Source organism: Cupriavidus sp. FW305-3-2-15-C-LB2 (assembly GCF_058787575.1).
This window is the reverse complement of sequence record NZ_JBYSZW010000017.1, coordinates 87450-99303: the sequence shown is the minus strand read 5'-3', so window position 1 is coordinate 99303 and position 11854 is coordinate 87450. Positions and strand designations below refer to the sequence as shown.

General features: G+C 67.3%; 12 protein-coding genes. 10 read left to right on the top strand and 2 right to left on the bottom strand.

Annotated features, from left to right (window positions below; all coding sequences use genetic code 11):
- The first annotated feature begins 66 nt into the window (after positions 1-66).
- From ubiB to AC3WRR_RS14885, 9 genes are all read left to right on the top strand, one after another.
- A complete protein-coding gene (gene ubiB, locus AC3WRR_RS14925; RefSeq protein WP_010813941.1) occupies positions 67-1644 on the top strand; it encodes a ubiquinone biosynthesis regulatory protein kinase UbiB in 1578 nt (525 codons plus the stop codon).
- Positions 1645-1676: 32 nt separating this feature from the next.
- Complete coding sequence (locus AC3WRR_RS14920) at positions 1677-2297, top strand: methyltransferase domain-containing protein (protein WP_010813940.1); 621 nt, start codon at positions 1677-1679, stop codon at positions 2295-2297.
- Positions 2298-2590: 293 nt separating this feature from the next.
- Positions 2591-4027: a high affinity choline transporter 1 gene (locus AC3WRR_RS14915; protein WP_010813939.1), complete on the top strand. Its 1437-nt coding sequence runs from the start codon at positions 2591-2593 to the stop codon at positions 4025-4027.
- A 164-nt stretch (positions 4028-4191) separates the two neighbouring features.
- A complete protein-coding gene (locus AC3WRR_RS14910) occupies positions 4192-4536 on the top strand; it encodes an FmdB family zinc ribbon protein (protein ID WP_010813938.1) in 345 nt (114 codons plus the stop codon).
- A 14-nt stretch (positions 4537-4550) separates the two neighbouring features.
- Entirely contained in the window at positions 4551-5264 is a 714-nt protein-coding gene (locus tag AC3WRR_RS14905) for a DUF502 domain-containing protein (RefSeq protein WP_492297332.1), read from the top strand.
- A gap of 66 nt (positions 5265-5330) precedes the next feature.
- Positions 5331-7139, top strand: coding sequence for an aspartate--tRNA ligase (gene aspS, locus AC3WRR_RS14900; protein WP_011614526.1), 1809 nt, complete (start codon positions 5331-5333; stop codon positions 7137-7139).
- A 212-nt stretch (positions 7140-7351) separates the two neighbouring features.
- Complete coding sequence (locus tag AC3WRR_RS14895; protein WP_492297330.1) at positions 7352-8263, top strand: hypothetical protein; 912 nt, start codon at positions 7352-7354, stop codon at positions 8261-8263.
- Positions 8264-8361: 98 nt separating this feature from the next.
- Entirely contained in the window at positions 8362-8850 is a 489-nt protein-coding gene (nudB, locus tag AC3WRR_RS14890; protein WP_058697892.1) for a dihydroneopterin triphosphate diphosphatase, read from the top strand.
- Positions 8847-9629, top strand: a complete 783-nt coding sequence (locus tag AC3WRR_RS14885; protein ID WP_010813933.1) for an endonuclease/exonuclease/phosphatase family protein — start codon at positions 8847-8849, stop codon at positions 9627-9629. The genes nudB and AC3WRR_RS14885 overlap by 4 nt, the downstream gene beginning before the upstream one ends.
- 2 nt (positions 9630-9631) lie before the next feature.
- Here the strand turns inward: AC3WRR_RS14885 and mobB are convergent, their stop codons facing one another.
- Positions 9632-10147, bottom strand: coding sequence for a molybdopterin-guanine dinucleotide biosynthesis protein B (mobB, locus tag AC3WRR_RS14880; RefSeq protein ID WP_010813932.1), 516 nt, complete (start codon positions 10145-10147; stop codon positions 9632-9634).
- 92 nt (positions 10148-10239) lie between these two features.
- Here mobB and clsB point away from each other — a divergent pair, with 92 nt between their 5' ends.
- Positions 10240-11583 (top strand): cardiolipin synthase ClsB, encoded by a 1344-nt coding sequence (gene clsB / locus AC3WRR_RS14875; RefSeq protein WP_492297352.1) that lies wholly within the window; start codon positions 10240-10242, stop codon positions 11581-11583.
- Here the strand turns inward: clsB and AC3WRR_RS14870 are convergent.
- Positions 11577-11852: a hypothetical protein gene (locus AC3WRR_RS14870; RefSeq protein ID WP_041687143.1), complete on the bottom strand. Its 276-nt coding sequence runs from the start codon at positions 11850-11852 to the stop codon at positions 11577-11579. The two genes, clsB and AC3WRR_RS14870, sit on opposite strands and share 7 nt — an antisense overlap.
- Positions 11853-11854: the final 2 nt, after the last annotated feature.

The following is an 11854-nucleotide window of genomic DNA, read 5'->3' as shown; positions in this document are numbered from 1 at the left end:
CCGGCCGCGCCCCGATCCCATCCACCAACAACATGACTGCCTGCCCGGCCCTGTGAAGACTCCCGAATGACCCGCCTCCTGCGCCTTGGCAAGATTCTCTTCGTCATCCTCTATTACGGCCTGGACGAGCTGGTGCTCTCGGGCTTCAGCAGCCGCAGGATCCGCTTCCTGGTACGCGTCATCACCATCGGGCGCAAGCTCGAGATGCCGCGCGGCGAGCGCCTGCGGCTGGCGCTGACGCGGCTGGGCCCGATCTTCGTCAAGTTCGGCCAGGTGCTGTCGACCCGGCGCGACCTGATGCCGGCGGACATTGCCGACGAACTGGCCAAGCTGCAGGACCAGGTGCCGCCGTTCGATTCGGTGGTGGCGGTGAAGATCATCGAGCGCGCGCTGGGGCGGCCGCTGGACCAGCTGTTCGAGACCTTCGAGCACCAGCCGGTGGCCAGCGCCTCGATCGCACAGGTGCACTTCGCCACGCTCAAGGGCGGCCCCTGCCACGGCCGCGAGGTCGCGGTGAAGGTGCTGCGCCCGGGCATGCTGCCGGTGATCGACAGCGACCTGGCGCTGATGCGCGACATGGCCACCTGGCTGGAACGCTTCTGGGCCGACGGCAAGCGCCTGAAGCCGCGCGAGGTGGTGGCCGAGTTCGACAAATATCTGCACGACGAACTCGACCTGATGATCGAGGCGGCCAATGCCAGCCAGCTGCGCCGCAACTTTGCCGACACCAGCCTGCTGCTGGTGCCCGAGGTGTTCTGGGACTGGTGCAGCAGCACCGTGTTCGTGATGGAGCGCATGCACGGCATCCCGATCTCGCGCACCGAGTCGCTCAAGGCCGCCGGCGTGGACATGCACCAGCTGGCGGAAGAGGGTGTCGAGATCTTCTTCACCCAGGTGTTTCGCGACGGCTTCTTCCATGCCGACATGCACCCGGGCAATATCCTGGTGTCGGTGCAGCCCGAGACCTTCGGCCGCTATATCGCGCTGGACTTCGGCATCGTCGGCGCGCTGTCCGAGTTCGACAAGAACTACCTGGCGCAGAATTTCATCGCCTTCTTCCGGCGCGACTACCACCGCGTAGCACTGCTGCACGTGGAGTCCGGCTGGGTGCCGCCAGACACCCGTGTCGAAGAGCTGGAAAGCGCCGTGCGCGCCTGCTGCGAGCCGTACTTCGACAAGCCGCTCAAGGAAATCTCGCTGGGCATGGTGCTGATGCGCCTGTTCCAGACCTCGCGCCGCTTCAATGTCGAGATCCAGCCGCAGCTGGTGCTGCTGCAGAAGACGCTGCTCAATATCGAAGGCCTGGGCCGCCAGCTCGACCCCGACCTGGACCTGTGGAAGACCGCCAAGCCTTTCCTGGAACGCTGGATGCACGAGCAGGTGGGCTGGAAGGGCGCCTGGGAGCGGGTCAAGGTGGAGGCGCCGCTGTGGGCCAAGATGCTGCCCGACTTCCCGCGCCTGGCGCACCAGTTCCTGGAGCGGCGCGCGCTGACCAGCAACGGCGAGCAGGACAAGCTGCTGGCGATGCTGGTGGTGGAGCAGCGCCGCACCAACCGGCTGCTCGGCACCGGGCTGCTGTTGCTGGGCGGCTTTGTCGCCGGCATCGTGCTGACGCATGTGCTGGGCTGGGCGGGCTACTGGTAGCGCACCCAGGCTGATCCATTTTTGAGGTGACCATGAGCGACCCTGCCAAGCCCGTGCCGACCTTCGCCACCCGCAACGCCGCCGACCCGGCATTCTGGGACGAGCGTTTCGAACAGGGCTTCACGCCCTGGGACCAGGGCGGCGTGCCCGAGGAATTCCGGCAGTTCATTGAAGGCCGTGCCCCATGTCCGACCCTGGTGCCAGGCTGTGGCAACGGCTGGGAGGCCGCGTGGCTGTTCGAGCGTGGCTGGCCGGTGACGGCAATCGACTTCTCGCCGCAGGCGGTGGCGTCGGCGCGGCAAACTCTGGGGCCGGCGGGGGTAGTGGTGCAGCAGGGCGATTTCTTTGCCTTCACGCCGCAGCCGCCGTGCGAGCTGATCTACGAACGGGCCTTCCTGTGCGCGCTGCCGCCGGCGATGCGGGCCGACTATGCCGCCCGGGTCGCGCAACTGCTGCCGCCGGGCGGCCTGCTGGCCGGCTACTTCTACCTCGGCGAAAACCGCGGCGGGCCGCCGTTCGCGATGCCGGCCGAGGCGCTGGACGCGCTGCTGGCACCGGCCTTCGAGCGACTTGAGGACCGGCCCACGGCCGCGCCGCTGCCGGTGTTCCAGGGGCAGGAGCGCTGGCAGGTCTGGCGCCGCCGGTCCGGCTGAAGCAGCCGCCGGCCAGCCCTTGTGGCGCAGGCGATGCTCCGCGTGGCGCATTTGCGCCAGCGGGGAATTTTTTTCGCCCACGCTGGTCTGCGTCGCTATAATCCGCGTTTTGATTCGGCTACGACCGCAGCCCCGGCCGCGTTTTCCGCCCAGCGCGAGAACTCCAGGCAGCTCGATATGCGGCCCCGACCGATGAATTGGACTCCGGGCAGATGCGCGCAAGCAACGTGCACTCATGCGCCGCCCGGCATTCGGTTTCTCGCCACAAGGGCACTTCTGCATAGGGCAGCGGCATGCTGATCTGGTTCGTCATCATCTACTGGGTAATCTCGGTCGGCATCGGCCTGTGGGCGGCGCTGCGCGTACGCAACACCACCGATTTCGCCGTCGCCGGGCGCAGCCTGCCATTCCATATCGTCACCGCCACCGTCTTCGCCACCTGGTTCGGCTCGGAGACGGTGCTGGGCATCCCCGCCGTATTCCTCAAGGAAGGCCTGTCGGGCGTGGTCTCCGACCCCTTCGGCTCGTCGCTGTGCCTGATCCTGGTGGGCCTGTTCTTCGCCCGGCCGCTGTACCGGATGAACCTGCTGACCATCGGCGACTACTACCACAACCGCTATGGCCGGCTGGCCGAGGTGCTGACCACGCTGTGCATCGTGGTGTCCTACCTGGGCTGGGTGGCGGCGCAGATCAAGGCGCTCGGGCTGGTGTTCTATACCGTCTCGGACGGCGCGCTGTCGCAGGAGGCCGGCATGATGATCGGCGCAGCCAGCGTGCTGGTCTATACGCTGTTCGGCGGAATGTGGTCGGTGGCCATCACCGACTTCATCCAGATGATCATCATCGTGATCGGCATGCTCTATATCGGCTACGAGGTCAGCGGCCAGGCCGGCGGCGTCACGGCGGTGGTGTCGCACGCGGCCGCGGCCGGCAAGTTCGAGTTCCTGCCGTCGCTGGATTTCATACAGATCATCGGCTTCGCGGCGGCGCTGTTCACCATGATGCTGGGCTCGATCCCGCAGCAGGACGTGTTCCAGCGCGTGACCTCGTCGCGCACCGAGCAGATCGCCGGGCGCGCCTCGGTGCTGGGCGGCGTGCTGTACTTCTGCTTCGCCTTTATCCCGATGTTCCTGGCGTATTCGGCCACGCTGATCGACCCCGGCATGGTGGCCAGGTACATCGACACCGATTCGCAGCTGATCCTGCCGAAGCTGATCCTGCAGCACGCACCGATGTTCGCCCAGGTGATGTTCTTCGGCGCGCTGCTGTCGGCGATCAAGAGTTGCGCTTCGGCCACCCTGCTGGCGCCGTCGGTGACCTTTGCCGAGAACATCCTGCGCCCGTACTTCCGCCACCTCGACGACCGGCAGTTCCTGCGCGTGATGCAGACCGTGGTGCTGGTATTCACCGCGCTGGTGACGCTGTTCGCACTTAACTCGCACCTGTCGATCTTCCATATGGTCGAAAATGCCTATAAGGTCACCCTGGTCTCGTCCTTCGTGCCATTGGCCTTCGGCATGTTCTGGAAGCACGCCACCCGCCAGGGCGGGCTGGCGGCGATCCTGCTGGGCCTGTCCTCCTGGCTGACCTGCGAGCTGGCCTTTGCCGATGCCGTGGTGCCGCCGCAAATGGTGGGCCTGCTGTTCTCGATCAGCGGCATGGTGATCGGTTCACTGCTGCCGCAGTGGATTGCAGATCACGCGCCGGTCAAGGAAGTGCATATCGCCTGACGGCCCGGGGTCTGCCACCCCCTCATTTCCGGCGATCAGGCGGCCCCGGAACGGTTTATAATTCAAGGCTTTGCATCGTCGCACGGGAATTTCCCGCGGCCGCCATGGCCCGCGCCGATGTCCGCCTTTGTACCAATTCCGAAGTTTTCTCGCGAAATAACACCATGCCGATCTATGCCTACCGTTGCGACGCCTGCGGCCACGGGCGCGATGTGCTGCAGAAAATGAGCGATGCCCCGCTGACGGACTGCCCGTCGTGCGGCACCGCCGGCGCGTTCAAGAAACAGCTGACCGCTGCTGGTTTCCAGCTCAAGGGCTCGGGCTGGTACGTGACCGACTTCCGCGGCGGCAGCGCCGGCGCGCCGGCAGCGACCGGCGCCGCTGGTGGCGCCGCTGCAGCGGCGGCCAGCACCCCGGCGGCGGCTGAATCGCCGGCCAGTCCTGCCTCGTCCGCTTCGGCCACGCCCGCGGCAGCCGGCGGCTGCGGCAGCGCCTGCGCCTGCCATTGAGCCGGACCCGCCCCGTGGTTGCCAAGAAGACTTCCGCCCTGAAAACCTGGTTCCTGACCGGGCTGCTGGTGCTGGTGCCGCTGGGCATCACGCTGTGGGTGCTCAGCCTGATCATCGGCACGATGGACCAGAGCCTGGCGCTGCTGCCCGAGGCCTGGCGCCCGGACCGGCTGATGTTCGGCAAGCGCGTGACGGGCCTGGGCGCCATCCTCACGCTGCTGGTCATCCTGCTGGTCGGCCTGCTGGCGCATAACTTCATCGGCCAGCGCCTGGTGCGCTGGTGGGAAGCGCTGCTGGGCCATATCCCGGTGGTGGGCCCGATCTACACCAGCGTCAAGCAGGTCTCGGACACGCTGCTGTCGTCCTCGGGCAACGCCTTCCGCAAGGCGCTGCTGGTGCAGTACCCGCGCGAGGGCTCGTGGACCATCGCCTTCCTGACCGGGCGCCCCGGCGGCGACGTGCAGAACCACCTGCAGGGCGAATACGTCAGCGTCTACGTGCCGACCACGCCGAATCCGACCTCGGGCTTCTTCCTGATGATGCCCAAGGCCGACACCATCGAACTCGACATGACCGTCGACGCCGCGCTCAAGTACATCGTCTCGATGGGCGTGGTGGCACCGGCGGAATTGCCGCGCAAGAACGGCAGCATGTCCCGGCCGGCAGCCCCGACCAATCCGGCCGGCAGGGCCAGCAGCGAGGAAACGGTCGAGACGACCGATCCTTAAGCATCCAATCTGATCACGGGCCGCCCGATGTGCTTCGGGCGGCCGCGTTTTACCGGGAATCTCCTTATGTCCTCCATGCGTACTCACTACTGCGGTCTGGTGACCGAACAATTCTCGGGCCAGGAAGTGGCCCTGACCGGCTGGGTCCAGCGCCGCCGCGACCATGGCGGCGTGATCTTCATCGACCTGCGCGACCGCGAAGGCCTGGTGCAGGTGGTGTGCGACCCGGACCGCCCCGAGATGTTCAAGGCCGCCGAAGAGATCCGCAATGAGTTCTGCATCCGCGTCACCGGCAAGGTCCGTCCGCGCCCGGCCGGCACCGAGAACGCCAACCTGACCTCGGGCAAGATCGAGGTGCTGTGCCATGAACTGACCGTGCTGAACCCGTCGGTCACGCCCCCGTTCCAGCTCGACGACGACAACCTGTCGGAAACCACACGCCTGACGCACCGCGTGCTGGACCTGCGCCGCCCGCAGATGCAGTACAACCTGCGCCTGCGCTACAAGGTGGCGATGGAAGTGCGCAAGTTCCTCGATGCGCAGGGCTTTATCGACATCGAGACCCCGATGCTGGGCAAGAGCACGCCCGAAGGCGCGCGCGACTACCTGGTGCCGTCGCGGGTCAACCCGGGCCATTTCTTCGCGCTGCCGCAGTCGCCGCAGATCTTCAAGCAGATGCTGATGGTCTCCGGCTTCGACCGCTACTACCAGATCACCAAGTGCTTCCGCGACGAAGACCTGCGTGCCGACCGCCAGCCGGAATTCACGCAGATCGACTGCGAGACCTCGTTCCTGACCGAGCAGGAGATCCGCGACCTGTTCGAGGACATGATGCGCACGGTGTTCAAGAACGCCATCGACGTCGACCTGGACGCCAGGTTCCCGGTGATGGAGTTCCGCGAGGCCATGGCCCGCTTCGGCTCGGACAAGCCTGACCTGCGCGTCAAGCTGGAATTCACCGAGCTGACCGAGGTGATGAAGGACGTCGACTTCAAGGTGTTCTCGAGCCCCGCCAACAGCGACAACGGCCGCGTGGTCGGCCTGCGCGTGCCGGGCGGCGGTGCGATCTCGCGCGGCGAGATCGACGCCTACACCCAGTTCGTCGGCATCTACGGCGCCAAGGGACTGGCCTGGATCAAGGTCAACGAAGTGGCCAAGGGCCGCGACGGCCTGCAATCGCCGATCGTCAAGAACCTGCACGACGCCGCCATTGCCGAGATCCTCAAGCGCACCGGCGCTCAGGACGGCGACATCATCTTCTTCGGCGCCGACAAGGCCAAGGTGGTCAACGACTCGATCGGCGCGCTGCGCCTGAAGATCGGCCACTCTGACTTCGGCAAGGCCAACGGCCTGTTCGAAGACACCTGGAAGCCGCTGTGGGTGGTCGACTTCCCGATGTTCGAGTACGACGAGGAAGACGCGCGCTGGGTGGCCATGCACCACCCGTTCACCAGCCCCAAGGACGAGCACCTGGAATACCTGGAGACCGACCCGGGCAAGTGCCTGGCCAAGGCCTACGACATGGTGCTGAACGGCTGGGAAATGGGCGGCGGCTCGGTGCGGATCTTCCGTTCGGACATCCAGAGCAAGGTGTTCCGCGCGCTCAACATCAATGACGATGAAGCCCGCGCCAAGTTCGGCTACCTGCTGGACGCGCTGCAGTACGGCGCGCCTCCGCACGGCGGCCTGGCCTTCGGCCTGGACCGCATCGTCACGATGATGGCCGGCGCCGACTCGATCCGCGACGTGATCGCCTTCCCGAAGACCCAGCGCGCCCAGGACCTGCTGACCCAGGCCCCGAGCTCGGTCGACGAGAAGCAACTGCGCGAACTGCACATCCGCCTGCGCGCCACGGAGCCCAAGCCGACGGCCTGAGTTGCCTGAAGTCCGCAAGGAAGCCGCGCGATTGCGCGGCTTTTTTGCTTTATGCGCAACGTCTGGCCGCCTGCGCTGTGAGGCGCGCCGCGCATTGGTTTCGATTTGTTACCGGTCGGAACGAAGGGCGCCGCGGCGGGGTCTGCTCTCTTTGACACGTAATTTGCCGAGCGGCCTCGCAATGAAGGCTTCCGGCACTCGGGAGGAAATTCGTGACCCTGGATATCGACCTGATCCGCCAGTTCCTGCTGGCCCATGACCAAACCATCCTGACCTGGCTGGTGGCCGGACTGGTGATGATGCTGCTGGCGCGCTTCGAGCTGCGCCGCGCCGTGCGCCGCTCGGCGCAGGCCATGTCTGAATCGGTGGCCACCACGGTGGCCGCCTGCGTGCCCGACATCGCCCATGCGGTGCAGTCGGCCGCGCCCGCCGCGGCGGCCGAGCCGGTGGAAATGCAGCGTGCCGAAGCGCTGCGCCGGCTGGCGCTGGATACCGTCGGCGTGGTCATGACGCGCGGGCGCTGGCTGGACGAGCTCGGCAACCTGCGCCTGGCTGATGACGCCTTGCTGGCCGGCCAGCGCGCCGACGGCGCCGACCCGCTGCTGGTGGTGGCGCCGCAGCCGGTGGTGCAGGCCTACCTGGATGCGCAGCGCGTGTTCGAGGACGAGGCCGCGCAGGTGCAGGCACTGCGCCGCGACGCCCAGCGTGTGCAGGAGGCGCTGCAGGCCCTGGACGCCGAGGTTGCCCATATCGAGCAGGAAACCGGCAGCATCGTGCTGCGTTTCGAGCAGGTCAACGCGCAGGCGGCGCAGGGCATGGATGGCGGCGATTACCAGCGCTTCCTGATCCAGAAGTACAACTCGCTGGGACAGCGCGAGAAGGAAATCGCGCTGGAGCGCACGCGGCTGCAGGGCGAGGTCCGGCACCGCGCCGACGCCCTGGCCACGCACGCGCATGGCGCCTCCAAGCGCTACCGCCAGGCGCTGGCGCCGCTGATGGACCAGCTGCGTGCGGCCTGGGGCCACGGCGATTCGCCCCAGGTGTTCGACACCTGGCAGCGCACTGCCGCCGACGAGCCGTACCTGGCACCCCGTGCCACCTATGGCGCGCGCAGCGCCGCCTGAAGGCCGCCGAGGGTCGACCCGGGCGTGCGCCGCCACGCTTTCGCGTGGCAACGTGGCACGGCTGCGCTATCCTTGGGTTTGTCCTTTCGCCCAGACCCATGTCCTACAAGATCCCGGAATCCGTGCTGGTGGTGATTTACACGCCAGATCTTCAAGTCTTGCTGCTGGAACGCGCCGATCGCCCGGGGTTCTGGCAGTCCGTGACCGGCAGCCTCGACACCCTGGACGAACCCCTGGCCCTGACCGCCGCGCGTGAAGTGGCCGAGGAAACCGGCATCATCGCCGGCGAGCACCAGCTGACCGACTGGGCCCACACCATCCAGTACGAGATCTACCCGCAGTGGCGCCACCGCTACGCCGAAGGCGTCACGCGCAATACCGAGCACTGGTTCGGGCTGCGCGTGCAGGAGGCGCTGCCGGTGACGCTGGCGCCACGCGAACACCTGCAATACCAGTGGCTGCCGTGGGAGCAGGCGGCGCAGCAATGCTTTTCCAGCAGCAATGCCGAGGCCATCCGCCAGCTCGCCTGGCGCGCGGCCGGGGCTGGCGCTGGCGAGCGGCAGGCGGTATACGGAGCGCAGCCATGAAGCTGCGCGTGGTCACCTACAACATCCACAAGGGAGTGACCGGCATCTCGCGGCGCCCGCGCATCCAGAACGTGCGCGCCGGCCTGCATGCGATGGATGCGGACATCGTCTTCCTGCAGGAAGTGCAGGACCGCAACGACCGGCTGGTGGCCGCGGCGCTGTTCGATCCGGAGCATACGCAGCTCAACTACCTGGCCACTGACGCCTATCCGCACTCGGTCTACGGCCGCAACGCGGTCTATGACTACGGCCATCACGGCAACGCGATCCTGTCGCGCCACCCGATCCTGATGTCCGAAAACCTGGATATTTCCGACCACCGCTTCGAGCAGCGCGGGCTGCTGCATGCGGTGGCGGATGTGCACGGGGTGGAAACCCACCTGATCTGCGTGCATTTCGGCCTGTTCGCGCGCAGCCGCGTGCGCCAGGCCGAGGCCCTGGTGGAGCGTGTGCGCAACGTGGTGCCCGCGGGCATGCCGCTGGTGATCGCCGGCGACTTCAACGACTGGAACCACCGGCTCGATGCGCAGATCTGCAATACGCTGGGCGCGGTCGAGGCCTCGCACGCGCGCGGTGCGCGGCTGCATACCTTCCCCAGCCATATGCCGTGGTGGCAGCTCGACCGCATCTATGTGCGCGGCTACGAGATCGAGCGCGCGCATGCGCTGACCGGCCGCGACTGGGCGCAGCGCTCGGATCACGTGCCGCTAGTGGCGGAACTGGGGCATCCGCGGGGCGAGCTGGCCATGCCCGCGGAGCCCGCCGGCAAGGCCGCCTGAATTCAGCGCGCGCTGTCCGGATAGTCGCGGATGAAGGCGAACACCGCCTGCGGGTCGTTCAGGTCCAGCACCGGCAGCGCGGTCATGGCGGCCACTGCGGCAGGGTCGTCGCTTGCCACCGCCACCACGCCCGGCACCTCGTCCCACAGCGGCGTGCGCCCCAGTGCCGGGCGATATACCTCCAGCTTGGGAAAATCACTGCGCTTGTAGCCCTCCACCAGCACCAGTTCGGTGTCGGCCGGCAGCACGGCGAGCGCATCGTCCAGTTCGGGGGAGGGCACCGCTTCCGGGTAGTGGCGCATCAGCGTCAGGTGGCGCGCGCCGACCAGCACGACATTGGCGCAGCCGGCCTCGCGCATGCGCCAGGAGTCCTTGCCGGGCGTGTCGGGGTCAAAGCCGTGATGGGTATGCTTGACGCCGGCCACGCGCAGGCCGGCGGCGACGAAACAGGGGATGAGCTGGTCCAGCAGCGTGGTCTTGCCGCTGCCGGACGATCCGGTAATGCCGAATACCTTCACAATGGGTTCCGTGGGGGCGTCAGTCGTCGCTTGCCCGTCGCTGGCTGCGCGGGCAAGCATCAGTCTCGACGATAGCAGAGATGCGCCTGCCAATGTGCGCGCGGCGCCTTGCGCCCGGCAATCTGTCCGATAATCACGGCATGTCACGGATCTCCCACTCCGCTCATGCCGACACCCGCGCGCACGACCCCGCAGCGGCCGGCGACCACGCGCCGCGCCGCCACATGCTGCGCTGGACCTGGCGCCGCGGCAAGCCCACCACCGGCAATGCGGTGCGGCTGCTGCACGGCGGCCAGGACTTCTTCCCCGCGCTGATCGCCGCCATCGACCAGGCCGCGTTCCAGGTGATGCTGGAAACCTACATCTATGCCAATGACGAGGTCGGCCGCGCGGTCAGCGACGCGCTGATCCGCGCCGCCGCGCGCGGCGTGACCGTGCGCGTGACCGTGGACGGATTCGGCGCCGGCGACATGCCCGCCGAGCTGGCCGCGCGGCTGCGCGCCGGCGGCGTGCAACTGCGCGTATTCCGCATGCTGCGCGGCTTCCGGCTGGCGCGGCGCCACCTGCGCCGGCTGCACCGCAAGCTGGCGGTGATCGACCGGCGCGTGGCTTTTGTCGGCGGCATCAATATCATCGACGACCACAACCACGGCCCGTTCGAAGGCGCCAACCTGGGGCCGCGCTATGACTTCGCGGTGCAGGTCGGCGGCCCGCTGGTGGACGGCATCGCGCTGTCCGCCGAGCGGCTCTGGTGGCGCTTGTCGCTGCGCGATATGCACGGCACCGAACGCGCCGCCGCGGTGGCCGACTACCCGCTGGTCACCGACCTGCCGCCGCGCCCGGAAGCCGCGGGCGGCGTACGCGCCGCGCTGCTGCTGCGCGATAACCTGCGCAACCGCCGCACCATCGAGCGCGAATACCTGCGCGCGCTGGGCGCCGCGCGCCACGACGTGATCCTTGCCAACGCCTACTTCCTGCCTGGCCACAAGATGCGGCGCGCGCTGCTGGCCTGCCGCGCGCGCGGCGTGCGCGTGCGGCTGCTGCTGCAGGGGCGGGTCGAATACCGGCTGCAGCACTACGCCACCCATGCGCTGTATGCCTCGCTGCTGGAGGCCGGCGTCGAGATCTACGAGTATGCCGAGAGCTTCCTGCACGCCAAGGTGGGCGTGGTCGACGAGACCTGGGCCACGGTCGGGTCGAGCAATATGGACCCGTTCAGCCTGCTGCTCGCGCGCGAAGCCAACGTCGCCGTTTATGATGCGGCCTTCGCCGCTGAACTGCGCACCGCGCTGGAACACGCCATTGCGCACCGCAGCGTGCGCGTGATGCCCGAGGTGCATGCGCGCCGCTCGCCGCTGCACCGGCTGGCCAACTGGGCGGCCTATATGCTGCTGCGCCTGGGTGTCGTCATTGCCGGTGTCGCGGGGCGCTACTGAACGACAGCCGCGAACGCGGTGTGCGTTTGCTGCCATGCGGCAGGGCGCTCGCTGCAACCGGTCGCGGCGCAAGCCATGACCGACATGACGGACATGCTGCATTGCAGTCCGTTTAGAAACAGCGGTCTAATTAAAAGCTTGATGGTCGGCTGCTGCGCCAGAATAATCTGAACGACCGTTCTTTTTTGGCTTAGACTGCGTGCATTCGCGGTATGCACCGGCAAATCCGCCGGTTCGGCCGCAAGCAAATAATGCAACGTCAGGGTCATAC

What these genes read in the sequence shown, in the direction of transcription:
- ubiB (WP_010813941.1), top strand. Translation starts at nt 67, where the DNA reads ATGACCCGCCTCCTGCGCCTTGGCAAGATTCTCTTCGTCATCCTCTAT.
- AC3WRR_RS14920 (WP_010813940.1), top strand. Translation starts at nt 1,677, where the DNA reads ATGAGCGACCCTGCCAAGCCCGTGCCGACCTTCGCCACCCGCAACGCC.
- AC3WRR_RS14915 (WP_010813939.1), top strand. Translation starts at nt 2,591, where the DNA reads ATGCTGATCTGGTTCGTCATCATCTACTGGGTAATCTCGGTCGGCATC.
- AC3WRR_RS14910 (WP_010813938.1), top strand. Translation starts at nt 4,192, where the DNA reads ATGCCGATCTATGCCTACCGTTGCGACGCCTGCGGCCACGGGCGCGAT.
- aspS (WP_011614526.1), top strand. Translation starts at nt 5,331, where the DNA reads ATGTCCTCCATGCGTACTCACTACTGCGGTCTGGTGACCGAACAATTC.
- nudB (WP_058697892.1), top strand. Translation starts at nt 8,362, where the DNA reads ATGTCCTACAAGATCCCGGAATCCGTGCTGGTGGTGATTTACACGCCA.
- AC3WRR_RS14885 (WP_010813933.1), top strand. Translation starts at nt 8,847, where the DNA reads ATGAAGCTGCGCGTGGTCACCTACAACATCCACAAGGGAGTGACCGGC.
- clsB (WP_492297352.1), top strand. Translation starts at nt 10,240, where the DNA reads ATGTGCGCGCGGCGCCTTGCGCCCGGCAATCTGTCCGATAATCACGGC.
- AC3WRR_RS14870 (WP_041687143.1), bottom strand. Translation starts at nt 11,852, where the DNA reads ATGACCCTGACGTTGCATTATTTGCTTGCGGCCGAACCGGCGGATTTG.